General features: G+C 29.2%; 30 protein-coding genes. 5 read left to right on the top strand and 25 right to left on the bottom strand.

Going from position 1 to position 25,369, the window contains the following annotated elements:
• Positions 1–2: 2 nt before the first annotated feature.
• From AXE85_RS04050 to AXE85_RS04005, 10 genes are all read right to left on the bottom strand, one after another.
• Positions 3–305, bottom strand: a complete 303-nt coding sequence (locus AXE85_RS04050) for a DUF1292 domain-containing protein (protein ID WP_062173274.1) — start codon at positions 303–305, stop codon at positions 3–5.
• Between the two features lie 21 nt (positions 306–326).
• Positions 327–755 carry a Holliday junction resolvase RuvX gene (ruvX, locus tag AXE85_RS04045; RefSeq protein WP_062173272.1) on the bottom strand — a complete coding sequence of 143 codons (429 nt, stop codon included), beginning with the start codon at positions 753–755 and terminating at the stop codon, positions 327–329.
• Positions 756–1,010, bottom strand: coding sequence for an IreB family regulatory phosphoprotein (locus AXE85_RS04040; protein WP_021752599.1), 255 nt, complete (start codon positions 1,008–1,010; stop codon positions 756–758).
• 13 nt (positions 1,011–1,023) lie between these two features.
• Positions 1,024–1,863: a DegV family protein gene (locus AXE85_RS04035; protein ID WP_062173270.1), complete on the bottom strand. Its 840-nt coding sequence runs from the start codon at positions 1,861–1,863 to the stop codon at positions 1,024–1,026.
• Positions 1,864–2,358: a dihydrofolate reductase gene (locus AXE85_RS04030; RefSeq protein ID WP_062173267.1), complete on the bottom strand. Its 495-nt coding sequence runs from the start codon at positions 2,356–2,358 to the stop codon at positions 1,864–1,866.
• 14 nt (positions 2,359–2,372) lie between these two features.
• The gene (locus AXE85_RS04025; protein ID WP_082729123.1) at positions 2,373–3,305 is read right to left on the bottom strand and encodes a thymidylate synthase; all 933 of its coding nucleotides are present in this window, start codon (positions 3,303–3,305) and stop codon (positions 2,373–2,375) included.
• A 12-nt stretch (positions 3,306–3,317) separates the two neighbouring features.
• Complete coding sequence (mntR, locus tag AXE85_RS04020; RefSeq protein ID WP_021752603.1) at positions 3,318–3,707, bottom strand: transcriptional regulator MntR; 390 nt, start codon at positions 3,705–3,707, stop codon at positions 3,318–3,320.
• 17 nt (positions 3,708–3,724) lie between these two features.
• Positions 3,725–4,501, bottom strand: coding sequence for a Nif3-like dinuclear metal center hexameric protein (locus AXE85_RS04015; RefSeq protein WP_062173264.1), 777 nt, complete (start codon positions 4,499–4,501; stop codon positions 3,725–3,727).
• Between the two features lie 231 nt (positions 4,502–4,732).
• Positions 4,733–5,857, bottom strand: coding sequence for an alanine racemase (gene alr, locus AXE85_RS04010; protein WP_082729122.1), 1,125 nt, complete (start codon positions 5,855–5,857; stop codon positions 4,733–4,735).
• A gap of 40 nt (positions 5,858–5,897) precedes the next feature.
• Positions 5,898–7,211 (bottom strand): APC family permease, encoded by a 1,314-nt coding sequence (locus tag AXE85_RS04005; RefSeq protein ID WP_062173262.1) that lies wholly within the window; start codon positions 7,209–7,211, stop codon positions 5,898–5,900.
• Positions 7,212–7,623: 412 nt separating this feature from the next.
• Here AXE85_RS04005 and AXE85_RS04000 point away from each other — a divergent pair, with 412 nt between their 5' ends.
• Entirely contained in the window at positions 7,624–8,172 is a 549-nt protein-coding gene (locus AXE85_RS04000; RefSeq protein WP_062173260.1) for a VanZ family protein, read from the top strand.
• Between the two features lie 50 nt (positions 8,173–8,222).
• Here AXE85_RS04000 and AXE85_RS03995 read toward each other — a convergent pair whose 3' ends face one another.
• The 3 genes from AXE85_RS03995 to AXE85_RS03985 form a co-directional block, all read right to left on the bottom strand.
• Positions 8,223–8,966: an SDR family oxidoreductase gene (locus AXE85_RS03995; RefSeq protein WP_062173258.1), complete on the bottom strand. Its 744-nt coding sequence runs from the start codon at positions 8,964–8,966 to the stop codon at positions 8,223–8,225.
• Positions 8,967–9,081: 115 nt separating this feature from the next.
• Positions 9,082–9,474: a cupin domain-containing protein gene (locus AXE85_RS03990; protein ID WP_062173257.1), complete on the bottom strand. Its 393-nt coding sequence runs from the start codon at positions 9,472–9,474 to the stop codon at positions 9,082–9,084.
• A 21-nt stretch (positions 9,475–9,495) separates the two neighbouring features.
• Positions 9,496–9,876, bottom strand: coding sequence for a MerR family transcriptional regulator (locus AXE85_RS03985; protein WP_062173255.1), 381 nt, complete (start codon positions 9,874–9,876; stop codon positions 9,496–9,498).
• A gap of 377 nt (positions 9,877–10,253) precedes the next feature.
• Here AXE85_RS03985 and AXE85_RS03980 point away from each other — a divergent pair, with 377 nt between their 5' ends.
• Positions 10,254–11,630, top strand: coding sequence for an ISL3 family transposase (locus tag AXE85_RS03980; protein ID WP_062173096.1), 1,377 nt, complete (start codon positions 10,254–10,256; stop codon positions 11,628–11,630).
• 111 nt (positions 11,631–11,741) lie between these two features.
• Here the strand turns inward: AXE85_RS03980 and AXE85_RS03975 are convergent, their stop codons facing one another.
• The 8 genes from AXE85_RS03975 to AXE85_RS03940 all read right to left on the bottom strand — a co-directional run bounded on the left by AXE85_RS03975 (position 11,742) and on the right by AXE85_RS03940 (position 20,044).
• The gene (locus AXE85_RS03975) at positions 11,742–12,779 is read right to left on the bottom strand and encodes a M42 family metallopeptidase (protein ID WP_062173253.1); all 1,038 of its coding nucleotides are present in this window, start codon (positions 12,777–12,779) and stop codon (positions 11,742–11,744) included.
• Between the two features lie 175 nt (positions 12,780–12,954).
• A complete protein-coding gene (locus tag AXE85_RS03970; RefSeq protein ID WP_062173251.1) occupies positions 12,955–15,066 on the bottom strand; it encodes a DNA topoisomerase III in 2,112 nt (703 codons plus the stop codon).
• Positions 15,067–15,336: 270 nt separating this feature from the next.
• Entirely contained in the window at positions 15,337–15,540 is a 204-nt protein-coding gene (gene mtrB / locus AXE85_RS03965; RefSeq protein WP_021752615.1) for a trp RNA-binding attenuation protein MtrB, read from the bottom strand.
• A gap of 12 nt (positions 15,541–15,552) precedes the next feature.
• A complete protein-coding gene (gene folE, locus AXE85_RS03960; protein ID WP_442899686.1) occupies positions 15,553–16,092 on the bottom strand; it encodes a GTP cyclohydrolase I FolE in 540 nt (179 codons plus the stop codon).
• A 178-nt stretch (positions 16,093–16,270) separates the two neighbouring features.
• Entirely contained in the window at positions 16,271–16,543 is a 273-nt protein-coding gene (locus AXE85_RS03955; RefSeq protein WP_003144688.1) for an HU family DNA-binding protein, read from the bottom strand.
• Between the two features lie 200 nt (positions 16,544–16,743).
• A complete protein-coding gene (locus AXE85_RS03950; RefSeq protein WP_062173248.1) occupies positions 16,744–17,754 on the bottom strand; it encodes an NAD(P)H-dependent glycerol-3-phosphate dehydrogenase in 1,011 nt (336 codons plus the stop codon).
• Between the two features lie 123 nt (positions 17,755–17,877).
• The gene (locus AXE85_RS03945; RefSeq protein ID WP_231723811.1) at positions 17,878–19,734 is read right to left on the bottom strand and encodes a heavy metal translocating P-type ATPase; all 1,857 of its coding nucleotides are present in this window, start codon (positions 19,732–19,734) and stop codon (positions 17,878–17,880) included.
• 25 nt (positions 19,735–19,759) lie between these two features.
• On the bottom strand, positions 19,760–20,044 hold the full coding sequence (locus AXE85_RS03940) for an ArsR/SmtB family transcription factor (RefSeq protein ID WP_082729121.1): 285 nt from the start codon (positions 20,042–20,044) through the stop codon (positions 19,760–19,762).
• 177 nt (positions 20,045–20,221) lie between these two features.
• Here AXE85_RS03940 and AXE85_RS03935 point away from each other — a divergent pair, with 177 nt between their 5' ends.
• From AXE85_RS03935 to AXE85_RS03925, 3 genes are read left to right on the top strand one after another with little or no spacing between them, the layout of a single operon-like run.
• A complete protein-coding gene (locus AXE85_RS03935; RefSeq protein ID WP_062173246.1) occupies positions 20,222–20,425 on the top strand; it encodes a hypothetical protein in 204 nt (67 codons plus the stop codon).
• A 5-nt stretch (positions 20,426–20,430) separates the two neighbouring features.
• On the top strand, positions 20,431–20,637 hold the full coding sequence (locus AXE85_RS03930) for a hypothetical protein (protein ID WP_062173244.1): 207 nt from the start codon (positions 20,431–20,433) through the stop codon (positions 20,635–20,637).
• A 15-nt stretch (positions 20,638–20,652) separates the two neighbouring features.
• On the top strand, positions 20,653–21,255 hold the full coding sequence (locus tag AXE85_RS03925) for a hypothetical protein (protein WP_062173242.1): 603 nt from the start codon (positions 20,653–20,655) through the stop codon (positions 21,253–21,255).
• A 163-nt stretch (positions 21,256–21,418) separates the two neighbouring features.
• Here the strand turns inward: AXE85_RS03925 and der are convergent, their stop codons facing one another.
• The 4 genes from der to rimM form a co-directional block, all read right to left on the bottom strand.
• Positions 21,419–22,726: a ribosome biogenesis GTPase Der gene (der, locus tag AXE85_RS03920; RefSeq protein ID WP_062173239.1), complete on the bottom strand. Its 1,308-nt coding sequence runs from the start codon at positions 22,724–22,726 to the stop codon at positions 21,419–21,421.
• Between the two features lie 108 nt (positions 22,727–22,834).
• Complete coding sequence (gene rpsA / locus AXE85_RS03915) at positions 22,835–24,043, bottom strand: 30S ribosomal protein S1 (RefSeq protein ID WP_062173237.1); 1,209 nt, start codon at positions 24,041–24,043, stop codon at positions 22,835–22,837.
• Positions 24,044–24,123: 80 nt separating this feature from the next.
• Entirely contained in the window at positions 24,124–24,855 is a 732-nt protein-coding gene (gene trmD / locus AXE85_RS03910; RefSeq protein ID WP_062173235.1) for a tRNA (guanosine(37)-N1)-methyltransferase TrmD, read from the bottom strand.
• On the bottom strand, positions 24,855–25,364 hold the full coding sequence (gene rimM, locus AXE85_RS03905; protein WP_062173233.1) for a ribosome maturation factor RimM: 510 nt from the start codon (positions 25,362–25,364) through the stop codon (positions 24,855–24,857). The genes trmD and rimM overlap by 1 nt, the downstream gene beginning before the upstream one ends.
• Between the last annotated feature and the right edge of the window lie 5 nt (positions 25,365–25,369).

Genomic DNA, 25,369 nt, shown 5'->3' with positions numbered 1-25,369 from the left:
TTTTACTCACTTTCGTCATAGTAGAAAGTATCCAATACTTCAGAAATCATATCATACTCTTCATCAGTTTCAACAGGTTCAAATCTCACATTGTCATCATCTTCTACGCAAATCATAGGGAAAATGCTAATTTCTTCCTCATCAATAGTTTCTTCTTCTGCAAAAATATAATAAAGATTTCCATTAGTTGGGTTAGTAAATTCTAAAATTTTACGATATTCTTTTTCTTCACCTTCCAATGTACTTAATGTATAAATTTCTTCCGTATTGTCTATACTAATTTTTTTAAAATCTTTTTCCTGCATAATAATTACCTCGTTATTTTATTAATTTAATTTATCCAAATAGGTTTGTAATATTAATACTGCCGCCATTTTATCAATAACATTTTTTCTTTTTTTTCTGGAAACATTCGCCTCTAACAGCACTCTATTAGCTCCCGTAGTAGTAAGTCTTTCATCTTGAAGTATAATTTCAACATTTTTTATTTTCTTTTTTAACACCTCTACAAAATACAAAGTTGCTTCTCCACGAAATCCAACAGAGTTATCCATATTTTTAGGTAAACCGACTACGATTTTTCCAACATTATACTCAGCTACCAGTTCTTTTATTCTTTTAATCTTAAAATCTTTTATTTGTTCATTAATATTTATAGTTTCAACACCCTGAGCGGTAAAACCTAGTAAATCACTTACCGCAACACCAATAGTTTTAGAACCGTAATCAAGTCCCATTATTCTCTTATCTAACATCTATGACTCCTGAATAAAAAAGTGTAATAAATATTCTAATAGATCATCCATTTCTATCAATCTAATTTGCTCACGTGCATGATTATCCCTTGGAATATATATCGGATCTCCCGTTTTAATATATCCCATTAATTGATTTATAGGATCGTAGCCTTTCGATTTTATTGTAAGAACAACATTTTTCAAAATAGAATGAATATCTTTTTTATCATACAAACTGTTGTCAAATAGTCTTGTTTCATCAAAATTCGTCATAATCTACCTCCGATTATACTAACTCTACAATAATCCCTACTGCTTTTTCCCCTGTATGAGTTGAAATAGCGGGCGTTGTAGTCATTATATCTTCATCTTTTACAACATAATCTAACTCATCTTTAACTTCTTTTTTTATTAACTCAACATATTCATCTGCCAAAGCATTAGGTAGGCTTATTCTTTTAATAGATCGTTCACCTTTTTCATCTATTATTTTTTTTATTAAAGCATGTACTAATTTTTTTTTACCACGAACTTTGTCAACCGCAACCAGTTCTGTTTCCCTCAACTGTGTCAATACTTTTATATTTAATAAACCTCCAATAAGGGCTGCCGATTTGCTAAGCCTCCCACCTTTTACAAGATTATCCAAACTATCTATCGTAACAAAGGTTAATATATTTTTCGCTTTTTCTCTAAGTTTTACAACCACTTTTTCCAGAGGAATGTTTTCTGAAAGTTCTTTTATGGCTTCTTCTAATAGATAAACCATACCTCGTGTCGTTGTTTTTGTATCAACCACATAAATATCTTTAAATTCTGCTCCTGCCGATAATGCCGTATTATATGTTCCGCTAAGTGCTGAAGATATAGTAAGAACTAATAATTTATATCCTTCTTTTGTCCATTTTTCAAATACTTTCAAAAAACTCCCAAGCGCCGGTTGGCTGGTAGAAAATTCATTTGCTGTTCTCATTTTTACTATATATTCATCATTGGCAATTGTTTTATAATTGTAGTCAACACCATCAATAGTCATTGTCAAAGGCACAACTTCAACATCATATTTATCAATCTCGTCAAAGGTTAAATCACTTGTTGAGTCAATAACTATTTTTACCTTTTCCATTTATTTTCCCTCTTTTCTTTTGTAGTGTAAAAATGAATAGTTAAATTCATTATCATCATCTTTTTTGAAATCTTCTTTTTCAATAAGTTCCCACTCTTCTAAAGAAAAATCCGGAAACTTCGTATCAGTATTTGTTACTGTTTCTACTTCCGTCACGAACATCTCGTCACAAACATCAAAATATTTATTATATATTGCTCCACCGCCAAAGATAAATACTTTTTCTGTTTTTATATTCTCAAGAATTTTTTTATCATCGCTAAAAACTTCTATATTTTTATAATTACCAAGTATTTCCGGATTTCTTGTTAAAACCCTGTTAACTCTATTAGGTAAGGCTCGCCCTATACTTTCCAGCGTCTTTCTTCCCATGATAATAGTCTGACCTGTTGTCAACTCTTTAACTCTCGACATATCATTTTTAATTCGCCAAGGAATAGTATTTTCATTACCGATGCCTTTTTCTTTGTCATATGCCACTATTAACGATACCATGATAACTCCCCTTTCTATACAGCAATAGGTGCTTTTATAAATGGATGACTTTCATAATCAACAACTTTAACATCTTCTATTTTTAAATCAAAGATACTTTCAAAATCAGTAATTTCTAAACTTGGTAAAGGAAAGGGTGTTCTTGACATTTGTTCTCTTACCTGATCAAAATGATTATTATAAATATGAGCATCTCCCAATGTATGGACAAATTCTCCAACTTCCAATCTGCATTCTTTCGCAATTAAAATAGTTAGTAACGAATATGAAGCAATATTAAAAGGTACTCCTAAAAAAACATCACCACTTCTTTGATAAAGTTGACAACTCAACTTTCCATCATTCACATAAAATTGAAATAAAGAGTGACATGGTGGTAATGCCATGGTATCTACTTCTGCCGGATTCCAAGAAGAAACAATTAACCGGCGAGAGTTAGGATTTGTTTTAATTTGTTCTACAACATTTTTCAACTGATCTACTCCATTGAAATTTCTCCATTGCTTTCCGTATACATTCCCAAGATTTCCATATTTATCAGAAAATTTTTTATCATTAAGTATTCTTTCTTTAAATAAAGCCATTTGCTCCTTGTATTGCTTATTAAAATCTGTATCAACTAGTGATTTATGCCCGAAATCTGTCATATCCGGTCCATTATATTCATCACTTTCCACCCATTTTTTAAAAGCCCATTCATTCCAAATATTATTTTTATTTTCTAATAAAAATTTAATATTAGTATCTCCTTTTATAAACCAAAGAAGTTCCGACCATACTAAATTAAAATTTACTTTCTTAGTTGTAAGTAACGGAAAACCTTTTGTTAAATCAAACTTCATTTGATAACCAAATATACTTTTTGTCCCTACACCGGTTCTATCCGATTTTTGCGTTCCTTTTTCTAAAATTTCTTTACATAAATCTAAATATTGTCTATCTGCCACGCTTATTCTCCACTATGCTTTATAATTATTTTCTTTTAAGTACGTCGCCAACTCTTTTATTTTTTCCAAAGAATCACGCCCTAAATGGTGTTCAATACCCTCTACTTCTTCATACACTTTTTCCTCATGAACACCGATTATTCGAAGAAAATCTTCCAAAAGTTCATGTCGTGTAAGAGCATACTCTCCCATATCATGTCCTTTTTTAGTAAGGGCTATCCCACGATATTTTTCATAAACTATATATCCTTCAACGTCTAATTTCTTCAACATTTTCGTTACTGTAGACGGATAAACATTCAAATGTTCTGCGATATCTGCAGATCGTGCATATCCTTTGTTCTGTACAAGCGAATATATTATCTCAATATAATCTTCCATTGTTGGAGTTGCTTTTGCCATATATATATATTTACCTCCTATAAAATTTTAAATGGTGATTTTTCAACTTCTGATTTTAAAGTCTCAACCTCTAATTTCAATATATGAGTTTGCAATAACTCTTTTACCAAATGCTCTGAAAAATGACCAATATCTATTACATTTTTTTTCATTTCAATAGCGTCAAGTGCTACGTGATAGCCGACATCACCTGTTAAGTACACATCTACTTCCGGTAAATCATAAATAAAATCACCACCGCTACCACCTAACAATGCTACTGTTTTTATATTTTTTTTATTACCTACTACTGCACTAACACTAGATAATTCAAATTTTTCTTTTAAATAAAAAATAAATCTTTCAAAAGAAAGTTCTTTTTTTAAATCACCATATCTACCTAGTCCGGCATCGGTATCTAATTTGTGTTCAAAAAGAACTTTAATGTTATTTAACTCTAATTTTTTAGCTAAATAATCATTAAGCCCTAAACTTGCTGAATCCAAATTTGTATGAAATGAAATTACTGAAATATCATTCTGAATTAATAGTTTTATTATACTTGATTTAAAATCATCCGAAAAATTTAATGATTTTATCGGTTTAAAAATAAGCGGATGATGAGAAACAATTAAATCTATTTTTTTTTCAATCGCTTCTTTTACCACTTGAGTCGTCACATCAAGACAAACCAATACTTTAGTAACTTCATTATTATAATCTCCCAACATTAAACCAACATTATCCCATTTTTCAGCCAGTTCAACATTTGCAAATTTATTTAAATGATTAAAAACATCTGCTACAGTCGGCATATTTATCCTCCTATTTCATTGTTCATACTATTATAACATTTTATAAAAAAATTTGCTAGAAGACAACTTAATTGTAACAAAAATAAAATATTTATATTATTTTATGAAAATTAATCATAATTCTCCTTTATTACCATAAAATACCGTTAAAAATATTTTTGTGAATAAATATATATTAATAATTAACTCCCCTAAAACTAATTTGTGTTTTAAGGGAGCTGTTGTTATATACTATATTTCTTTATCGTTTGATAAATAGACACGTGGAACTCTTGTATGAATAGCACATAATATTTCGTAACTTATGGTATTTTGATAGTCTGCAAAATCATCAATAGATAATTTTTTATTATTGTATTCTCCAAAAAATAATACATCATCTCCTACCTTTATGTTTTCCGAACATCTAACCATTAATTGATCCATACAAACTCGCCCGACAATTTCACAAAGCTCATCGCCCACTATTATCTTATACCCCTGAGCACGACGAAACAAACCGTCAGCATAACCTATTGGAATAGTTGCTATATATTCATCTTCTTTAGCTTCATATGTAGAACCGTAACCTACTTTACTTCCTTTTTTAATTCTTTTAACATGAGTTACTTTACTAACAAGACTTGCGATCGTATCTAATTTTATACCGTATAATTTTTCTATATTACTACTCGGATATTCACCATAAAGAGATATACCCACCCTTACTAATTGATAATCAGCATGGCAATTATGATATTTTATTGTACCTGCTGAGTTATCTAAATGGATATAAGTAGGTTTTTTTGTAAAAGTAGATAGTAAATCATTAAACTTATCTATTTGTTGGTTATCGTAGATATTATTTTCTCCATCTGCTTGTGCAAAATGAGAAAATACTCCTTCAAATATTATTTTCTCAGATTTTAAAAGATTGTCAACATGTCTCAATTCTTCTTTATCAAAAATTCCGATTCTATTCATTCCTGTTTCCAGTTTTACATGTACTTTTAATTTTGAATTATTTTTTACAACAGATATGGCTTGTGTTAACCAATCTTCCGAAGGACAACATAATGACACATTATTTTCAATAGCATAATTTACATTTAAAGGATTAGTTACACCTAATACTAAAATAAGTCCATCTTTTATTTTTTTTCTTAATTCTATTGCTTCTTCTAATGTGGCAACTGCAAAATATCTTGCTCCATTATCATATAAAAGTTCCGATATTTTATCAGCTCCTAAACTGTATGAATTTGCCTTTACTACAGCAATAACTTTTTTATCACCTGCCAATTTAACAAATTTTTTATAATTATTTAAAACAGCGTCTAAATTAACAATTAATTTTGTGGGTCTATCATTTATCATTTTCTACTCCTATCTTGTATTAAATTATAACACAATTAAACTATTTTTTAAATTTTTTATGTAATTCTTTATAGAATAATAAACCTATAACTGTAAGTCCTATTCCTCCTAATGCTAATGTAGTTTGAGAAATAAGAGTGCTTATTAAAGTATAACCTCCACCTAAAATAGCAATTATAGGAATAACCGGATATAACGGTACTTTATATGGGCGTTCTAAATCAGGATCTTTTTTTCGTAAAATTATTACAGCAAGAAATGTCGCAGTGTAAAAAAACCACATTACAAAAACTAAAAGATCTGTTAACATATCAAAACTTCCGGTTAACATCATAAGTCCCGCTAAAATTAAAAGTAATATCCCTGAATTTACCGGAATAGCTTCTTTATTCAGTTTTGTCCAAATATTTTTAAAAGGAATTTGATCACTTTTTGCCATAGCATATGGAACACGAATCCCAGCCATCGTAAAACCGTTAATCGCTCCGTAAACACTAATTAATATTCCTATTGTTAAAATTTTACCACCCAAACCGCCAAATAATTTGGCAGCCACTTCGCTTGCTACTGTTTGATTTCCTGAAATATGATCCAAAGGAAGACTTAATAAATATGCAACATTAATAAGTACGTATATAGCCATGACAACAGCTAATCCTAAAAAAATTGCTTTTGGTAAATCTTTTTTAGGATTTTTCATTTCTCCTGCCATACTACCCACATTCGTCCATCCTTCATAAGCGAACATGGCTGCAAGTAAAGCGCCGCCTAATCCTCCGGCAAAGGAAATATCCTTTCCTGCTTCTACCGGAAATAATTGTAGTGGTTGTGAATCCTTTTGAAAAAGACCGAAAAGTATAATTGCAATTAATGGTATCAATTTACAAATAGTTGCTACCGTTTGGATAATACCACCTGTTTTTCCACCTAAAAAATTTAAAAACATCAAAGAAGCAGCTACCAAAAATGCGATCGGAATATGCCATACTTTATCTAAATTTAATAAGTTTAAAACTTGTGTTGAAAAAATAACAGAAAGGGCAGCTATCATTGCAGGAAAATAAATAACCGACTGTGCCCACCCTAGTAAAAAGGCAGCTGTCTTTCCATATGCTTTTTCTATCCAGACAACCATTCCACCTACTTCGGGTATAGATGCGGCAAGTTCAGCTACGGTCAACCCCGCACAGATGGTAATTACCCCCGCTAAAATCCATGCAAGCAACCCTAAACTCATTGTGCCGGTAGTTTTATATATAATAGCAGCTTTAAAAAATACCCCTGCTCCTATTACCGACCCTATTACCGTCATAAATGCCGGCAAAAATCCTATCGTTTTTTTTAATTCATTCATAATATAAACCTCCTTTAATTTTTTATGAAATCGCTTTACGCGATTATATTATATATTATTTTTCATAAAAAATAAAGTGAAATAGTTGAAAAAAATTTTATATAACAGTTTTATAAATAAAAAATATAATATCCTTTAATTTGTTAGATATAGACTATTTACTATAATATAAAATAATAGTACAATTTATTAAATAACATATAACATACATAAAATATTATGTAAATTATAAAACATTATTAATTTCATATCTTATTAAAAATTTTGAAATAAAATGTAATACATCTATTACTAAAATTATGTATTAATATCATTTTTTATAACACTTTTTATTTACGGTTAAAAAATTATTTTAACTTACTTTAAAATATTTATGATATATTATTCTCAAAATTATACAAGGAGATAATACATGAAAAAATTTTTAAACAGTAAATTAATAACATGGCTATTATTGGGTATCTATTTGATAATATTAACATGGGTTATTTTAGCTAAAATGCATTGGAGTTTACTAGAAAAAATTAATTTATCATGGATTTCTTCTCCACGTACTTTACTGCATCCGGGAGTGACGTGGACTGATATTAATCTTATACCATTTGCCGGTACAGCAATAGTTAACGGACATATTGATTATATTGAACCGATATTAAATGTAATATTCTTTATCCCCTTAGGTATGTTTATCAAAACTCTATATCCTCATAGTAGTATTATCTCAGGTATATTTTATACTGTATCATTAAGTGCAATATATGAGATTTTTCAATATATTTTTGCAATCGGCTATGCCGATATTACAGATATTATTACAAATACAACAGGCGGTTTTATTGGAATATGCCTTACTTTATTAATATCCGGAATTTTAAAACAACAGCATTTTCGAATTTTATTTAACTGCACCGCACTTATTTGCGAAAGCTACATTATTTATTATATTTACTACATATTATAAAAACAGCTAATGAATATCATTTCCATTAGCTGTTTACTAAATTTATACCCTTACACACGCTGTTTTGTCGGACGAATAATTACCTCATTCCATGCACTGTCTTCCGGTAAATCAATTGCTTGTTTTATTGACAATGCAACACGCTCTACCGGAATAGCATAAGTATTATAAAAATCTTCAAAACCTGCCTTCATTTCTTTATCTGTTACACTACTTAACAAATTTGTATGTATTGCACCGGGCGAAATAACTGTTACTCTAATATTCAATTCGCTTTGTGCCATTTCATCACGTAAACTTTCACTAATTGCTCTTACAGCCCATTTAGAAGCTGAATATACAGCACCACCCGCATGAGCAAAATGACCTGCTACCGATGAAATATTAATAAATTGTCCTGAATTTTTCTTTACCATATATGGTAATGCCGCTCCAATACCATATAATACACCTTTAATATTAATATCAATTGTTTCGTCCCAATCCTTGATTAATTTTTTTTGTAACAATGACTGTGGCATAATTCCCGCATTATTTAACCAAACATCAATTTTTCCAAAAGTATCAATTGCTAATTTAGCTAAATTTTCTACTTCATCTACTTTTGTAACATCTGTTACCTGATAAACTGCTTTTCCTCCTAAACTTTCCACCTCACTAACTAACTTTTCTAACAATTCTTTACGACGTGCAGCTAAGACAATTTTATGTCCATCTTTAGCCAAAAATTGTGCCGTCGCTTTTCCTATTCCGCTGCTTGCTCCTGTTATTACAATTACTTTACTATTTGACATATTTTAATTCTCCTTTTTAAAATTTGTTACTTCATTTAAGATATTAAGAGCATTTAAACTACGAGGATACTCGATATATGTTCTGTAATTATTATTCATAGTAACTTCTCCTAAATTATAATTTATTATATTCACTATCTATCACTTTTTCTAGCCATTCAGCTGTACCTGTTGTTATAGCAACATGACTGAACCAACTATCTTTTGTTGCACCATGCCAATGTTTTATAGCGTCTTTTATAATGACAACATCTCCTTTTGTTAATTTTTGTGCAGATTTATTTTCTTCTTGATACCAACCCTTTCCGTCTGTTACCATCAAAATCTGATACCCATTATGATGAATATGCCAATCGTTTCTGCATGCCGGCTCAAATGTAACATTTGCTATTTTAACATCTATATCTTTGTCCGACACAAGCATATTTATATAACTTTCTCCTATAAAAAATTCTTTATAATTAATATTTTGGTTACCTAAATTAAATAATGGTTCAAATTTTTCCATTACACTCACCTCTATTCTTTGTTATATTTTTTTTAATTTTTTCTCCACCGGGATAACATGAGTTTTATAGTTTTTTATTTTATATTCCAAGTGATCTAAATTACGTTGAATTTCTTCTCTTTTTTCAAGCAATCTATTATATTCTTCTTCCAGTAACTCTATTCGTGCAGGGATTGTATGATCACCATGCCCAAAAAGATTAATATACTCTGCTAATTTTTCAATACTCATTCCCGCATTACGAAAGTGTTTAACAAAATCAATCCAACGAATTTCTTCATCACCAAACTCACGAATACCTTTATCATTACGAGGTATTGGTGGTAAAATACCGATTCTCTCATAATAACGTATTGTATCCGTGCTGACACCACATAATTCACTTGCTTTTTTAATATTCATTATTATTTCCCCTTAATAAATTATAACTTCTCTGTAACAAACATGTTTTCCCATTGATATTTTTATTATTACTACATATATCCCCCCAACACCTCTTAATACTATAGCGTTCCATTTATATTTGAATTTTTATTGTTAAGTTTATCAACTTAACTGTATTTTTATTATATACCTTAGAGTTTACTCCAAGTCAACAGTATTTTAAAATTTTTTTATACTGTTAATTATTACAATACAAAATGCTGAATTTAAAGGTTGTATAATAAATACGGGGCATGAAAAAAAATCCATACCCCGTATTGTTTTTTAATATACAAAAAGACAAATATCCAATATAATTAAAGTGCAAAAAAATAAACTATGAAAGGATATCTGTCATGAATAATTTTAACACAAAAACAAAAGAAATAAAAGAGGGAGAATTCATTAAAAACCTACTACAAATAAAAGATAAAAATATAACTATTGAGAAAACACATAACGAAACTATAAAAAATAATCAAAAGTACTTTGTATTCAAAGGTACCTTAACATATAAACCCAAGAAGTGTGAATGCTGTGGTTGTCTTAATAAAGGTTATACTGTAGTTAAAAACGGCTTTAATGAACTTACTAGAATTAATCTATTAAAAATATCAGGTATCCCTGCTTATTTGGAACTAAGAAAGCAACGTTTCAAGTGTAAAACTTGTAATAAAAAATTTGTAGCTACTACTTCTTTTGTAGATAAATACTGTAGTATTTCTAAAAATGTTAAGTTTTCTATAATGAGTGATTTAGCTGATACTTTATCTTTTAAACAAATAGCCAAAATGAATAATGTATCGGTTAATACTGTTATAAGAACTCTTTATAAATGTAAATCCCATGTAGACATTCTTAACTATAATACCTTACCTGAGTATTTATGCTTTGATGAGTTAAAGTTTACTAAAGATAGTAAAAATGGTATGAGTTTTATTTTTTTAGATGCTTTAACTCATGAGATTATTGATATAGTTGATGGTAGAACTGAGTATATTTTAAATAATTATTTTTCCAGATTTTCTAAAGAGGCTAGAAGTAATGTTAAGGCTATTTGTATTGATATTTATACCCCTTATATGAAGTTGATTAGAAATAAGTTTCCTAATGCTGAAATTGTTATAGATAGGTTTCATATTATTCAAAATGTTAATAGAGAACTTAATAGAACTAGAGTTAAGCTAATGAATATTTACAAAAAACAAAAAGGTATTAATTATACTCTTTTAAAAAATAATTGGAAGTTAATATTAGAAGATGAAAGTAATGTTACTCATGGTAGGTTTTTCTTCAATAGGAGTTTTAGGAGTTTAGTTACTAGACGTGATATTTTAGATTATTTATTAGGATTAGATTGTATATTTAAGGCTAGCTATGAGAGAGTTCAGGATATTAGATATGCAATAAGGTATAGAAATGAGTTGGAGTTTAAAGAATTAATTGAAAAATCTACTATCGATTTATCTGATGGTGTTAGTAAGGCTATTAATACTATGAGAAAACATAAAGGGTATATGCTTAATAGTGTTAGGTATTCTATTTCTAATGGTTCTTTGGAGGGTATTAATAATAAGATAAAGGTTTTAAAGAGAGTTTCTTATGGTTATAATAGCTTTTATAACTTTAGATTACGCATTTTAGTTGTTTCTAGGTTATTTGTTTCTGAGTATAAAAATAATATTTCTTTTAAGGGCGTTTTGAAAAATGCCAAGCAACACTGCATTGCTTAGCATTTTATCCTTATTTTTTCTCATGCCCCGTATTTGACACAGAGCCAATTTAAAAGGATTGAGTTCCGCTAATTGCAGAATTCAATCCTTTATTTCTATTCTAAATTAAAATTATTTTACCAAACTACTTCTCAAATATTCATCTACCATATCATATGTTGCCTTTATTGAATCAACATGAGTACGTTCATATGAGTGACTGGATTCTATCCCTGCACCTAACAAAGCATGTTTTACTTCTGCCCCTGCTCTCATTGCTGATGAAGCATCACTTCCATAAAATGGATAAATATCCAACTTAAACGGTATATTTTTCTCTTTTGCCAGAGCCACTAGATGCTGGCGAAATTCATAATGATATGGACCGCTTGCATCTTTTACACAGATAGATACAGTATATTCATCGGTTTGTTGATCATCACCAATTGCTCCCATATCAACAGCTAAATACTCCACCGCTTCTTTTGGAATGCTGGAGTTAGCACCATGTCCAACTTCTTCAAAACAACTAAACATAAAATGTGTAGTATATGGAAGTTCTATTTTTTCTTCTTTATATTTTCTTAATAAATCAAGGAGTATTGCAGCACTAACTTTATCATCTAAAAATCTACTTTTTATAAAACCTGTTTCAGTAACTATTGTTCGTGGATCAAAACTGATAAAATCACCTACTTCTATTCCTAACGCACGTGTTTGTTCAGCATTTGTTACTTTTTCATCAAGTCTGACTTCCATATTATCTTGAGTTCTCTCTATTGTACCTGCCTCACGATACACATGACAACTTGTCTGATGAACCAAAATTGTTCCGCTGACAGTTTTATTATTGCTCGCTATATGAACCAGACAATTTTCACCTTCTATCATATTCCAAGGATAACCGCCTATTTTATCAAGTTTTAAACGACCATCAGATTTTATAGCTCTTACGATGGCTCCTAATGTATCAACATGTGCCGTTATTACACGATGTTTACTATCATCTTTTCCACAAACTGTGACACTAACTCCACCTTTATTTGCTTTAGTAACGCTGTAACCTAGTTGCTCTATCTCATCAACTAAATAATTCATTACATTTTTTGTGTAACCGGTCGGTGATGGAATACCGGTTAATTTTGTAATATAGTTAATAGTTTTTTTCATGAGTTAATCCCCCTTTAATATACTCTATAAATGATTATACCATACTCTCATATTTTACCAAATATTTAATTTCAATAATTTATCATTATACTTAAAATACAAAATAATATCTTAAGACTGTTTTAAATAACGTATTTACAATATTTTTTTATTATCAACTATAAGTTAAACAGTTTTATTCTAATTTTAATCCCGCTAACTTTTCTTTTAGTGAATTATTTTCTAATTTTTCCTGTTTCATATATTTTCTCTTATCTACTCTACTTGCCTTATCCTTTTTATTGGATTTAATTCTCTTATCTACTTCCTTTTGTTTTAAAGAATTTCCACATACGCAGCGATAAGTGGCGTTTTCTCCATTTCCAAATAATGTCATCTTTTTATGACAAGTATCACAACGTAAGTTTGTTAAACGACTAATAACTTTACGATTTCGACAATTTGGATTAGAACACTTCAACATATTAGTTCCCTTTTTATTGACTTCAAGCATAAAGTTTCCACATTCTTCACATTTTCTCCCACTAATATTATCATGCTTAAATTTATCTTCGCTTTCCTTTATTTCGGTAATACATTCTTTAGTATATTCTTTAATATTATGTAAAAACTTATCTTTTGATAATTTATTTTTTGCGATATTATCAAGTTCTTTTTCCCATGTTGCCGTCAAAGACGGGCTTTTCAACTTCTTAGGAACTAAATTTAGTAATTGTTTTGCCTTATTTGTAGTTTTTATTCTACCATTATCAAGTATTAAATAATCGTTGGAGAATAGTTTTTCCAATATATCCGCTCTTGTTGCAACAGTACCGATACCATTAGTTTCTTTTAAAATCCTTCTCTCATTTTCATCATCAACAAATTCAAAAGGATTTTCCATTGCATAAATCAAACTACCTTCAGTATAATAATTAGGCGGTGTTGTTTCCTTTTTTACAAACATTAAATTCTCCAATTTTACATTTTTTTCATCAATAGTTATTTTTTTATCTAATATTTCATCACTTGCTAATACTTTATATCCTAAGTTGATAGTTTTTATGCCCTTTGTTTGAAATTTCTTTCCCGATAAACTAAATCCATATGCTATTTCCTCATAGTGATAATCCGGTAGCAAATTCTCTAAAAATCTTCGCACTACAAGGTTATAAATTTTTAATTCCACATCCGTTAATACTATATAATTTGGTCTTTCTTCTGTTGGAATTATAGCATGGTGATCACTTACTTTTGAATTATTTATGATTTTTTTTGTATTAAAATTTTTTTCTTTTAATATTTTAGAAATTATTTCTTTATAATCTCCACCTATTGCTTTTAATCTGTCTACAATAGTGGATTTCATGTCTGTTGTTAGGTATCTGCTGTCCGTTCTGGGATAAGTTAAAATTTTATGTCGTTCATAAAGATTTTGCATTATGTTTAGCGTTTGTTTAGGAGATAAACCAAATAAATTACTGGCTGTTTGTTGAATATCTGTAAGGTTATATAAAGGTTTCGCTGAAGATTTTCTTTCTTTTATTTCCACTTTATCAAAATAAATTACTTTATTACGATTTTCTTTCACAAACTGTTCTGCTTTTTCTAAACTAAACTCACTTTCATTACAGGTAAATTTTACACCTTCTATATTACATTCAAAAGTGTAGAATTTCCTTGATTTAAAATTTTTTATTTTTTCTTCTCTTGTTAAAACCATTTGAAGAGTAGGAGTTTGAACACGTCCACAGTTTAATGAAGCATTATATTTTAAAGTTAATGCCCTTGAAGCGTTGATTCCGAACAACCAATCAGCATTAGCACGTGCCAACCCTGAATAATATAATCCGAGATAGTCATTACCACTTTTTAAATTTTTAAAACCGTCTTTTATTGCTTTATCAGTAACCGAAGAAATCCAGAGGCGTTTTATATTTTTTTTAAAGTTGGCTTTTTCTAATATATACCTTGCAACCAATTCTCCCTCACGTCCAGCGTCAGTCGCAATAATCACTTCACTTACATCTTTTCTATTTAGTGCATTTTCTATTATTTTATATTGTTTAAAAGTTTTTTTTATAATTTCCGTTTTCATATGTTTTGGAATCATAGGAAGCTTTTCTAACCCGATATTATTAAATTCTTTATATTTATCCGGTGTTTGAAGTGTTACTAAATGCCCTAAAGCCCAAGTAACAATATATTTATCTCCTTCCAAACAACCATTTTTGTTATTTTTAGCACCGAGATTTCTGGCAATATCTCGTGCCACTGACGGTTTTTCGCATAATACTACACTTTTCATCTATATATCCTCTTTTATAAAATTTATTTTTATTAATTATTATGAACCATATTTAGATACTACAACAACCTTATTTTGTTTTCTATTCTAATTTTTTCTAAAACTATTACTATAAAAAGACTATCTTAAAATAATAAGAATGGTGAATTATATTGAATTTAAACATAATCATTCACCAAAAATATTTTCATCATAATGAAAAATATTAAATCCTAATTTTTAAGTTAGCCTTATCTTATCACTGTAATTTCTACACTATAAAAATTTTAATTACTCTGAAATTACTTGATCAAGGGTTGATACTATTCTTGCCCGACCTTTTATTTTGAAATTTTTAATATTATCAAAAATATTCAAAATAATTACCTCGCCTTTATTTAAAATCTCCAAAGATTCTTCATTGTTTATTTTCTTGGTAATAACTTTAACATTATCCACTTCGGCTCTTATTATTATATAATCAGCTTGTTTCATATTTTCACCCTATTACAGTTTAATTTTATATTGAATATCTTTTACTAAATTGTTATCTTCTAAAAATACCCCTGTTTTTTTACTGGTTACCGTCTTAGAACCTATTTTTTTTATTCCCCTCATAGCCATACACATATGCTCCGCTTCTATAACAACATAGACACCTTTAGGGTGTAGTTGTTCTTCCATTGCATTTACTATCATGAGGGTCATATCCTCTTGAATTTGCAAACGACGACTTGCACTTTCAACAAGACGTGCTAATTTACTAAGTCCTGTTATTTTTCTATTTTTAGGAACATATGCTATATGACATACTCCATAAAATGGAAGCATATGATGTTCACATAGTGAATAAAATTGAATATCTTTCACTAATATAGGTTCATCGTTATCTGATTCGAAAAATGTATTAATTTCCTCTTTGGGATCTACATTCGTCTTTGATAACAATTCTTCATACATTTTTACACAACGTTTTGGTGTATCCATAAGTCCCTTTCTTGTAGGATCTTCTCCAAAGTTTTCTAATAAAGTTTTTATAAGTTCCATTGACTGTTCTTTATTCTTCAAAACCAACCTCCAAATTTTTTATGATAACACTATTTTACCACAAAAACGACTAATTCAATAGAGAAATATTTTCTGTTCTTAAACCAGAAAGTTGCTAATTTGACAAAATAAAAAGCCTAAAATACAAACTATCTTAGGCCTTTTTATTTATTTCCTATTATTTTACTGCATCTTTAAGTGCTTTACCAGCTTTGAATGCAGGTACTTTACTAGCTGCAATTTCAATTACTTCATTAGTTTGTGGGTTACGACCTTTACGAGCAGCTCTTTCTCTTACTTCAAAGTTACCAAATCCAATAATTTGAATTTTTTCACCTTTAGCTAGAGTTTCTTCAACTGTTTCTACGAATGCTTCGATAGCTGCAGTTGCTTGTTTTTTTTGTAGTCCTGATTTCTCAGCTACTTTTGAAATTAATTCTGATTTATTCATTAATCCTTTACCTCCGTTTTTGAGTAGCGGTTTCCCGCTTCACTTATTAAATATTACCATATTACCAAGTAATAATCAAGTTTTTATTAAAGAAAAATGGCGAAAAATATGTTTTTACATGATTTTATTTAATTTAGCATCATTTTTTATTTTATTTGTTAATAAATTTTCATTAAATCCAACTTCTTATACCTAGAAAATTATTCAAATCTATTTAATTCTTCACTAGCTACATTTTTCATCAAATTTTTAGCACAATCATTTATTGACAAATCTTCATACAATACTTTATAAATATTTTCTGTTATAGGCATATAAACATTATATTTTTTTGCAAGTTGATAGCAAACTTTTGTAGTTCTAACTCCTTCTGCCACCATATCTAATTTAGCAACTGCTTCTTCTAATGTATATCCCTTACCAATTAAATAACCACAATTATAATTTCTTGAATGTTTTGAAGTACACGTTACAACTAAATCTCCGATACCGCCAAGTCCTAAGAAAGTCATCTGTTTTGCACCTAGTTTTGTCCCAAGACGTGTTATTTCTATTAATCCGCGCGTAAGTAAAGCGGCCTTAGCATTATCTCCTAATTTCATTCCGTCTATTATTCCACAACCAACTGCAATAATATTTTTTAAAGCACCACCCACTTCTACACCGATAATATCTTTATTGACATAGATTCTAAAATATTTATTATGAAAAATTTTCTGAGCTAATTTATTTAATTTATCATTTTTAGAAGCTATAGCCACAACGGTAGGATTTCTTAAAACTAATTCTTCCGCGTGTGACGGTCCGCTTAAAACTCCGACACCTTTTAATAAATTACTATCTATCTCATCTTCTATTACTTCTGACATACGTTTATTAGTTTCCATCTCCAACCCTTTTGAAACATGAATAATATACTTTGGAATATCTAAATAAACATTTATTTTTTTCATTGTCTCTCTCATTGCTTTTGTTGGAACTGCTATTACTAATACTTCACCAAACTTTACCGCTTCTTCAAGATTACTGGTAGCGATAACATTTTCAGGTAACTTTATATTTTTTAAATATCGTTTATTAGTGTGTTCAGTATTTATTTCATCCCTTGTTTTCTCATTTCTCGAATACAGTCGAAGTTCGTGTCCGTTATCAACTATCGCCTGTGACAATGCTGTTCCCCAGCTTCCAGAACCTATTACTGATATTTTCATATTATTTTCCTCACTAATTTTATTCAATAACTTTTATATTAAATTTATTATATCAGAAAAAATGAAATTAATCACTAACTAAATATGGTTATATAATAGGGAAAAAGTTTTTCACTTTTTAGTTTATTTTTTTATTAATAATCTAAATGAATTTAATAACGCTATTACCGTCATTCCCACATCGGAAATTATTGCTTCCCACATAGTTGCTATACCAAATGCACCGAGCGTTAAAAATATAACTTTTACTAAAATAATCGCTATAATATTTTGGTAGGCTATATGACGTGTTTTTTTCGCTATATTAATCGCTGTAATAATTTTTGACGGTTTATCTTCCATTAGCACTACATCTGAAGTTTCAACAGCAGCATCGCTCCCTAAACTTCCCATTGAGACACCTATATCAGCTCGTGCTAGAGTTGGTGTATCGTTAATACCATCTCCAATAAACATAACTTTTTTTCTATTATTAATTTTTATTTTTTCAAATATTTCCAACTTATTCTGTGGCAATAATTCAGCATAAACTTCATCTATATTCAACTGTTTTGACACGTTTTCAGCTAATATTTTATTATCTCCGGTTAACATTATTGTTTTTATTTTTTTATCTTTCAAAGAATCTATGAATTTTTTGGTGTCTGCTTTTATTTTATCAGCTATAACTATGCTACCGATAAATTCATTGTTTTTAGCAATATATACTATTGTACCTAATGAATTATTTTTTTCAAAGACAATTTTATTTTTAATCATCAACTTATCATTACCAACTAATATGTTATCACCATTATACGATAAAGATACGCCATAACCACTTAACTCTGTATAATCTTTTATTAAATCTTCATTGATTTTTAATGTAGTATAGTTTTTTATTGATACTGCTATTGGATGATTAGAATAATATTCTCCTGCTACTGCTAATTTTAGCAACTCTTCTTTTGTTGTATTTTTTACAGTGATTGCTACTACACTAAAAACTCCTTCGGTTATTGTTCCCGTTTTATCCATTACAACTGTTTCTATTTTTGTCAATAAATCTAAATAATTACTTCCTTTTACTAAGACCCCTTCTTTCGAAGCTAATCCCAATCCGCTGAAATAAGTTGTTGGAATGGATACTACCAATGCACAAGGGCAGGAAATAACCAAAAACATACATGCTCTATACAACCAAGTATCTATATTAAAATTCTCTAAAATTAACAAAGGTATCACAATTAATAATAATGCCCCAATAACAACAAGCGGTGTATAAATTTTTGAAAATTTTGTAATAAATTTTTCTGAAGGAGCTTTTTTGTTCGCTGCCTCCTCTACCAATTTTAATATTTTCATAATAGAAGAATTTTGAAAAGTATTTATTACTTTTACTTCAATAACGCCGTGATAGTTAACATATCCTGCTAAAACTTTATCATTTTCTTTAACACTGCACGGCATTGATTCTCCTGTTAAAAAAGAAGTATCAACGTTTGAACTGCCGGAAACAACAATACCGTCTAATGCAATCTTTTCTCCAGCTTTTATTACTATAACGTCTCCTATTTTTATATCTTCCGGTTTTACCGGAACTACCCCATTTTTTTTTTTAAAATTAGTAATATCCGGTCTTAATTTTAATAAACTCTTTATTGAATTCCGAGATTGTTCACTTGCATAATCGGCAAATATTTCACCTAATTGATAGAATAACATAACCGCTACCGCTTCTGAATATACTCCTATATAAATTCCACCAATTGTTGCTATCGCCATTAGAAAATTCTCATCAAAAAAATTACCTTTAATAATGTTTTTTATTGATTTATATAAAACATCATACCCTAAAATAAAATATACTAAAAGTAGTAATAATAAACTGTAATTATTATTACTAAATAACCCCGCTGTTATAAATATTAGTATCCCTACAACAAATCTCAATACATTATAAGATATTAAAAATTTTATAATATCCCTTTCCTTTTTCATTACAGTCACCTCACTTATTAATTTCTTATTTATGACTAATATGTTCTAAAACATTTTCCAATATTTCATAAACGTGTTTATCACTGAGTGAATAAAATACTTCTTTTCCTTCTTTTTCAGCTTTTACAATATTCCCCTTTTTTAACTGCTGAAGATGATAAGAAGTGTTAGCCACAGTTTCATTTATAATTTCAGCTATATCTTGAACACAAAGTCTTTTTTTCATTATTAAATAAATAATATCAATTCTCATTTTATCAGCTATTAGGTTTAAAAAATTGTATACTTTATCTCGTTCTTCTAAATTCAAAATAATACACCTCTACATTCAAAATTCTATTTGAGTACATTTTATCATACCCCCTCTAAACATTCAAGTGTATTTTTGAATATAGAAATCATTACTATTTAGCATAAATTATTTTATTAATATATCTTTTTTATGAAATATGCTATAATGAAAGAAAATATTTTAGGAGATTAGATTATGAAATGGTTTGAGATAATTTTAATAGACGGAAATCGCGGATTGATAAATTTAAACAATGTAATTGATATTTGGAAAGACTATGATGCCGAGTACGCAACTTTATCACAGGTTAATGGAGATGATATAGAAATTCCCGCCTCTGAATATGATAGAATAAAACGTGCTTTGGAATTAAAAGGATATGTTTTAGGAGGTTTATAATAATTATGACTCGATTTTTAAAAATCTTTATAACCTTAACTATTATCACTGCTATCGGTTTAGGGATTTTCTACTACATAAATAACAGTTCAAAAGATAATAATACTGTTGATGATAAAACTAATATTGAAACAACGGTAAAAAGCGAAACAGGTTCACAAGAAGATGTTGAGGGTACCGTTGTTGCTAAACGTAGTACAGAAAATAATTAAAAGGAGTTTTACAATATGAAAATCAACTTTAAAAAAATATTCGGAGTATTATTGACCGGTGTTCTTATCTTTTCTTCTATTAACACTTTTACTACTAATATTATTGAAGCGAAAGGCAGCACTGTTAAACCATCTTCTATTAAATCCAGTAGTAAACCACGTACTTCCGGCAGCTCTAAAAGCAGTAAGCCGAAAGGTAAGACTTCAAGTAAATCTACCACTTCGACAAAAAGAAATTTTTCTAAAAGCTCTAAAGGAAGTTACAACCATAATTACAACAGTTATAATAATCAAAATTACAAAAAACAATATACAGATTATCTAAACAATAACTATCGTTCTAGCGGATTTTTCTCAGGTAACAGTATAACAAATATGCTACTTTGGTACACTTTATTCCACCATTCAACAACTCCACACACCAAAGTTCATGCCAGCGATCAACAAAAAGAACTTGTTGATAATGTAAAGGATAGCAAAGTTCCTGTTTATATGCTAGAAATAAAAACAAAAGAAGGGGAAACAAAATACATTTCAGTTACAAAAGAACAATATGATAAAGTAAAAGAAGGAGATAATATTTCTCTTAAATCAGGACACTTAGAAATTAAAAATTAATTAAATAAAAATTTTCCCCGATATATAGTAAAGCTATATTGTTAATTATCTTTATTGAATAATTAACAATATAGCTTTATAAAATTTTTCTATCTAATTTGATATTGACATTTAGTATTAATATTTAGTATTTAATTTTTATAAAATCCCTTTCTAAATTCAATCAATTTCGTTTTCTTGTTAATAATTTAATTGGAGTTCCTTCAAAGTTGAATGAATCTCTTATTCTATTTTCTAAAAATCTCTCATAAGAAAAGTGCATTAATTCCGGATAATTAACAAAAAATACAAATGTCGGTGGGTTAATAGCAACCTGAGAAGCATAAAAAATATTTAGACGTTTCCCTTTGTCCATTGGAGTAGGGTTCATAGATACCGCATCTACAACAACTTCATTAAGTGTTGAAGATTGAATACGGCGTTGTCTATTTTCATAAGATTCTTTTATCAATGGAAAAATATTAAATACTCGTTGTTTAGTTTTTGCTGAAACATAAATGATTTTAGCATAATCTAAATATGCAAAACTATCACGAATTTTTTCATTAAATTCGTTCATAGTTTTATCATCTTTAATTATCGCATCCCATTTATTAACAACAATAATAACACCTTTACCTGATTCATGAGCATATCCTGCTACTCGTTTATCCTGTTCAATTATTCCCTCTTCTGCATTTAAAACTACCAAGACAACATCAGAACGCTCAATTGCTTTTAACGAACGTAATACTGAATATTTTTCACAATTTTCATATACTTTACCACGTTTTCTTATTCCCGCTGTATCAATTACTACATATTCATCACCATCATGAACAAAATCGGTATCAATCGCATCACGTGTAGTTCCTGCTATTTCAGAAGCTATAACACGCTCTTTCCCTAAAATAACGTTAATCAAACTTGATTTTCCTACATTTGGTCTTCCTATTAATGAAAATCTGATTTTTTTATCCTCTATTTTTTCGTCAACTACTTTGAAATTTTTACAAACTTCATCAAGTAAATCTCCTATACCCAAGCCGTGTGAACCTGAAATCGGGAACGGCTCTCCAAATCCTAGTGAATAAAAATCATAAATCATGTGATTCATATCAAAATTATCAATTTTATTAACGGCAAGTATTACAGGTTTATCAGTTTTATATAACAACTTGGCTACTTCTTCATCGTCGGCAGTAACACCATCACGTCCATTAGTTAAGAAAATAATAACATCCGCCTCATCTATCGCTAGTTCCGCCTGTGCTCTAATTTGTTTTTGAAAAGGTGTATTTTCCAATTCAATCCCACCTGTATCAATCATAAAGAATGAATAATTTAACCATTCTGCTTTTGAGTATATTCTATCACGAGTTACACCCGCAACGTCTTCTACTATCGAAAGACGATCACCTATTATTTTATTAAAAATAGTAGACTTTCCTACATTTGGTCTTCCAATAATAGCTACTGTTGGTTTTGCCATTACACAATTCCTCCTTAGCTTTTTTACAAAATATCTTCCATTCAAAAAATAATAGCAATAGACAAATTTTTAATCTACTGCCATTATTTTTAATCATACTTGTTAAAATTAAAGTTCAATTTCTTTAAATTTATCTGCAACGCTGAATGAAGTATCCTCATCTTTTAAATATGAAGTGTCAAATTCCGACTCTTTCTCCTCTTTAGGCGCAACCGGTTTTTCTATTAAATCTTTAATTGTTAAAGATAATCTTTCATTTTCAAAGTCTACATCTAATACTTTAACATTTACTTTATCACCGGCTTTTAATACATCTGTCACATTATTTACTCTTTCATGAGAAATTTGTGAAATATGTACTAAACCTTCAACATCTTCCATCACTTCAACAAATGCACCGAAATCAGTTGTATTACGAACAATACCCTCTAGTACATCGCCTACTTTTATTGTGCCACGTGCAATTTCCCATTGTGTTGGCAATAATGCTTTTGCTGATAGAGAAACTTTACCTTTTTCTTTATCAAGAGAAATAATCGCCACTTTTATAACATCACCGACGCTTACTACCTCTGATAATTCATTAAAACGTTTGTGTGATACTTCTGAAATATGTAGTAACCCGTCAATTTCTCCAATATTAACAAATGCACCGAAACTTGCAAGTCTTCTCACCGTTCCTTCTACAACATCACCTACTTTCAAGTTTTCAAATGCTTCTGCTAATTTTCTAGCTGCTTCCTCTTCTAAAATAGCTTTTCTATTTAAGATAATTTTATTTTTAGATTTATCCACTTCTTCAATTTTAAAAGTGAACTCTTTCCCAACGAAATCTGATAAATCTCTTCTAAATCTAATGTCAATATAAGAACCCGGAATAAATGCACGTAGTCCATCCACCTCAGCCAATAAACCACCTTTAGTTTGTGCAGAAACAGTTGCAGTAACATATTCCCCATTTTCGAATTTTTCTAATATCTGTTTCCATGATAACTCTATAAGTTTTCTATACTCAGCATTTTCTAAAATTCGATGAGATAAATAAATTACTCCCGGTACATCTTCTTTTCTTTTTTCACGATCAACACGAATACCTGTTACCTGTGCTTCTATTTCATCACCAACTGATAATACTTCTTCAATATTTTCAAACGGCTTTCTAGTGATCTGATTTCGTAAAATAACGCAGTCATATTGTGCCCCTGCAACATCTACATACACTTTATCTTCATCAATTTTAGATACTGTACCAGTTACTTTATCTCCTTTTTTTAACATTTCTGAACTGTTTAATAATTCCTCAAATGAAGTTGTCATTACTTCTAATCCTCCTGTGCTTACAATACATACTATCCTATATTATACATCAAAACTAAACTATTGTCATTCTTTTTACGTTAATTTTTTAATTCTTTTTTTATTTGTTCAAGAAGCATTTCTTCTTCAGTGTCTAATTCATAGGTTTCTAACAAATCCGGTCTTCTTAAATAAGTTCGTTTCAGACTTTCTTTTTTACGATATATTTCTATATTTTTATGATGTCCTGATGTCAATATGCCCGGTACTGACATTCCTTTATAATCTTTTGGTCTGGTATATTGCGGATATTCTAATAAACCTGTTGAAAATGAGTCATCTTTATGCGACTCCTCCTTTCCTAATACATTCGGTACTAATCTGACTATACTGTCAATCATAGCCATAGCTGCGAATTCTCCACACGTCAAAATAAAATCACCAATAGATAGTTCGTCAGTTACCAAATATTCCCTAATTCTTTCATCATATCCTTCATAATGCCCACAAATAAATATTAGGTGATCTTCTTTTGATAATTCTTCAGCTTTTTTTTGATTAAATCTTTCTCCTTGCGGACAAAGTAATATTATTCTAGTTTTAGAATGTTTTCTTAAACTTTCTACAGCATTAAATATCGGTTCCGGTTTTAATACCATTCCTTGTCCTCCGCCAAATGGATAATCATCTACCTGATTATGCTTATTACCGGAAAATTTTCGATAATCAACTGTATTTATATTTACTAAATTTTTTTCTCTCGCTTTTCCTAAAATTGAATGATTTAATGAATCAAACATATCCGGAAATAAAGTTAATATATCTATCTTCATTAATCAATTAATCCTTCCATTAATTCGATTTCAATTTTTTTATTTATTACATCAATATTTTTTACTACGTCTTCAATATAAGGTATAAGAAATTCTTTCCCGTTTTCTGCTTTTACTACCCAAACATCATTAGCTCCCGGAGTTAAAATCTCGGATATTTCTCCTAATTTTTCTCCATGTTCATCATATACCCTACAACCTATTATTTCATAAAAATAAAATTCATTTTCCTTTAGTTCATCGATATTTTCAGAATCAATTTTTATTTGCATATTTTTCAATTTTTCCGCTTCTTCTATTGTGTCAATCCCCTCAAATTTAACTAAAAGTGAATTTTTATGATTTCGATAGTTTTCTACTGAAACTTCCCTAATCACCCGATTACCTTGGGTAATAAGAAGCTTACTTCCTTTTGAAAAACGTCTTTTTTCAAAATCAGTAGAAGAAATTACCTTAACTTCTCCTTTTAGTGAATGGGTATTTACTATTTTTCCTACTTTTAAACGCATTAAAA

This window comes from Gemella sp. oral taxon 928, from assembly GCF_001553915.1.
In the GTDB taxonomy this organism is placed as follows: Bacteria; Bacillota; Bacilli; order Staphylococcales; family Gemellaceae; genus Gemella; species Gemella massiliensis.
Note: the sequence above shows the minus strand (reverse complement) of the source record. Positions and strands in the feature narration are given on the sequence as shown.

Coding starts and splice junctions, on each gene's coding strand:
- AXE85_RS04050 (WP_062173274.1), bottom strand. CDS start 305: ATGCAGGAAAAAGATTTTAAAAAAATTAGTATAGACAATACGGAAGAA.
- ruvX (WP_062173272.1), bottom strand. CDS start 755: ATGTTAGATAAGAGAATAATGGGACTTGATTACGGTTCTAAAACTATT.
- AXE85_RS04040 (WP_021752599.1), bottom strand. CDS start 1,010: ATGACGAATTTTGATGAAACAAGACTATTTGACAACAGTTTGTATGAT.
- AXE85_RS04035 (WP_062173270.1), bottom strand. CDS start 1,863: ATGGAAAAGGTAAAAATAGTTATTGACTCAACAAGTGATTTAACCTTT.
- AXE85_RS04030 (WP_062173267.1), bottom strand. CDS start 2,358: ATGGTATCGTTAATAGTGGCATATGACAAAGAAAAAGGCATCGGTAAT.
- mntR (WP_021752603.1), bottom strand. CDS start 3,707: ATGGCAAAAGCAACTCCAACAATGGAAGATTATATTGAGATAATATAT.
- AXE85_RS04015 (WP_062173264.1), bottom strand. CDS start 4,501: ATGCCGACTGTAGCAGATGTTTTTAATCATTTAAATAAATTTGCAAAT.
- alr (WP_082729122.1), bottom strand. CDS start 5,857: ATGATAAATGATAGACCCACAAAATTAATTGTTAATTTAGACGCTGTT.
- AXE85_RS04005 (WP_062173262.1), bottom strand. CDS start 7,211: ATGAATGAATTAAAAAAAACGATAGGATTTTTGCCGGCATTTATGACG.
- AXE85_RS04000 (WP_062173260.1), top strand. CDS start 7,624: ATGAAAAAATTTTTAAACAGTAAATTAATAACATGGCTATTATTGGGT.
- AXE85_RS03995 (WP_062173258.1), bottom strand. CDS start 8,966: ATGTCAAATAGTAAAGTAATTGTAATAACAGGAGCAAGCAGCGGAATA.
- AXE85_RS03990 (WP_062173257.1), bottom strand. CDS start 9,474: ATGGAAAAATTTGAACCATTATTTAATTTAGGTAACCAAAATATTAAT.
- AXE85_RS03985 (WP_062173255.1), bottom strand. CDS start 9,876: ATGAATATTAAAAAAGCAAGTGAATTATGTGGTGTCAGCACGGATACA.
- AXE85_RS03980 (WP_062173096.1), top strand. CDS start 10,254: ATGAATAATTTTAACACAAAAACAAAAGAAATAAAAGAGGGAGAATTC.
- AXE85_RS03975 (WP_062173253.1), bottom strand. CDS start 12,779: ATGAAAAAAACTATTAACTATATTACAAAATTAACCGGTATTCCATCA.
- AXE85_RS03970 (WP_062173251.1), bottom strand. CDS start 15,066: ATGAAAAGTGTAGTATTATGCGAAAAACCGTCAGTGGCACGAGATATT.
- mtrB (WP_021752615.1), bottom strand. CDS start 15,540: ATGAAACAAGCTGATTATATAATAATAAGAGCCGAAGTGGATAATGTT.
- folE (WP_442899686.1), bottom strand. CDS start 16,092: ATGGAACTTATAAAAACTTTATTAGAAAACTTTGGAGAAGATCCTACA.
- AXE85_RS03955 (WP_003144688.1), bottom strand. CDS start 16,543: ATGAATAAATCAGAATTAATTTCAAAAGTAGCTGAGAAATCAGGACTA.
- AXE85_RS03950 (WP_062173248.1), bottom strand. CDS start 17,754: ATGAAAATATCAGTAATAGGTTCTGGAAGCTGGGGAACAGCATTGTCA.
- AXE85_RS03945 (WP_231723811.1), bottom strand. CDS start 19,734: ATGAAAAAGGAAAGGGATATTATAAAATTTTTAATATCTTATAATGTA.
- AXE85_RS03935 (WP_062173246.1), top strand. CDS start 20,222: ATGAAATGGTTTGAGATAATTTTAATAGACGGAAATCGCGGATTGATA.
- AXE85_RS03930 (WP_062173244.1), top strand. CDS start 20,431: ATGACTCGATTTTTAAAAATCTTTATAACCTTAACTATTATCACTGCT.
- AXE85_RS03925 (WP_062173242.1), top strand. CDS start 20,653: ATGAAAATCAACTTTAAAAAAATATTCGGAGTATTATTGACCGGTGTT.
- der (WP_062173239.1), bottom strand. CDS start 22,726: ATGGCAAAACCAACAGTAGCTATTATTGGAAGACCAAATGTAGGAAAG.
- rpsA (WP_062173237.1), bottom strand. CDS start 24,043: ATGACAACTTCATTTGAGGAATTATTAAACAGTTCAGAAATGTTAAAA.
- trmD (WP_062173235.1), bottom strand. CDS start 24,855: ATGAAGATAGATATATTAACTTTATTTCCGGATATGTTTGATTCATTA.
- rimM (WP_062173233.1), bottom strand. CDS start 25,364: ATGCGTTTAAAAGTAGGAAAAATAGTAAATACCCATTCACTAAAAGGA.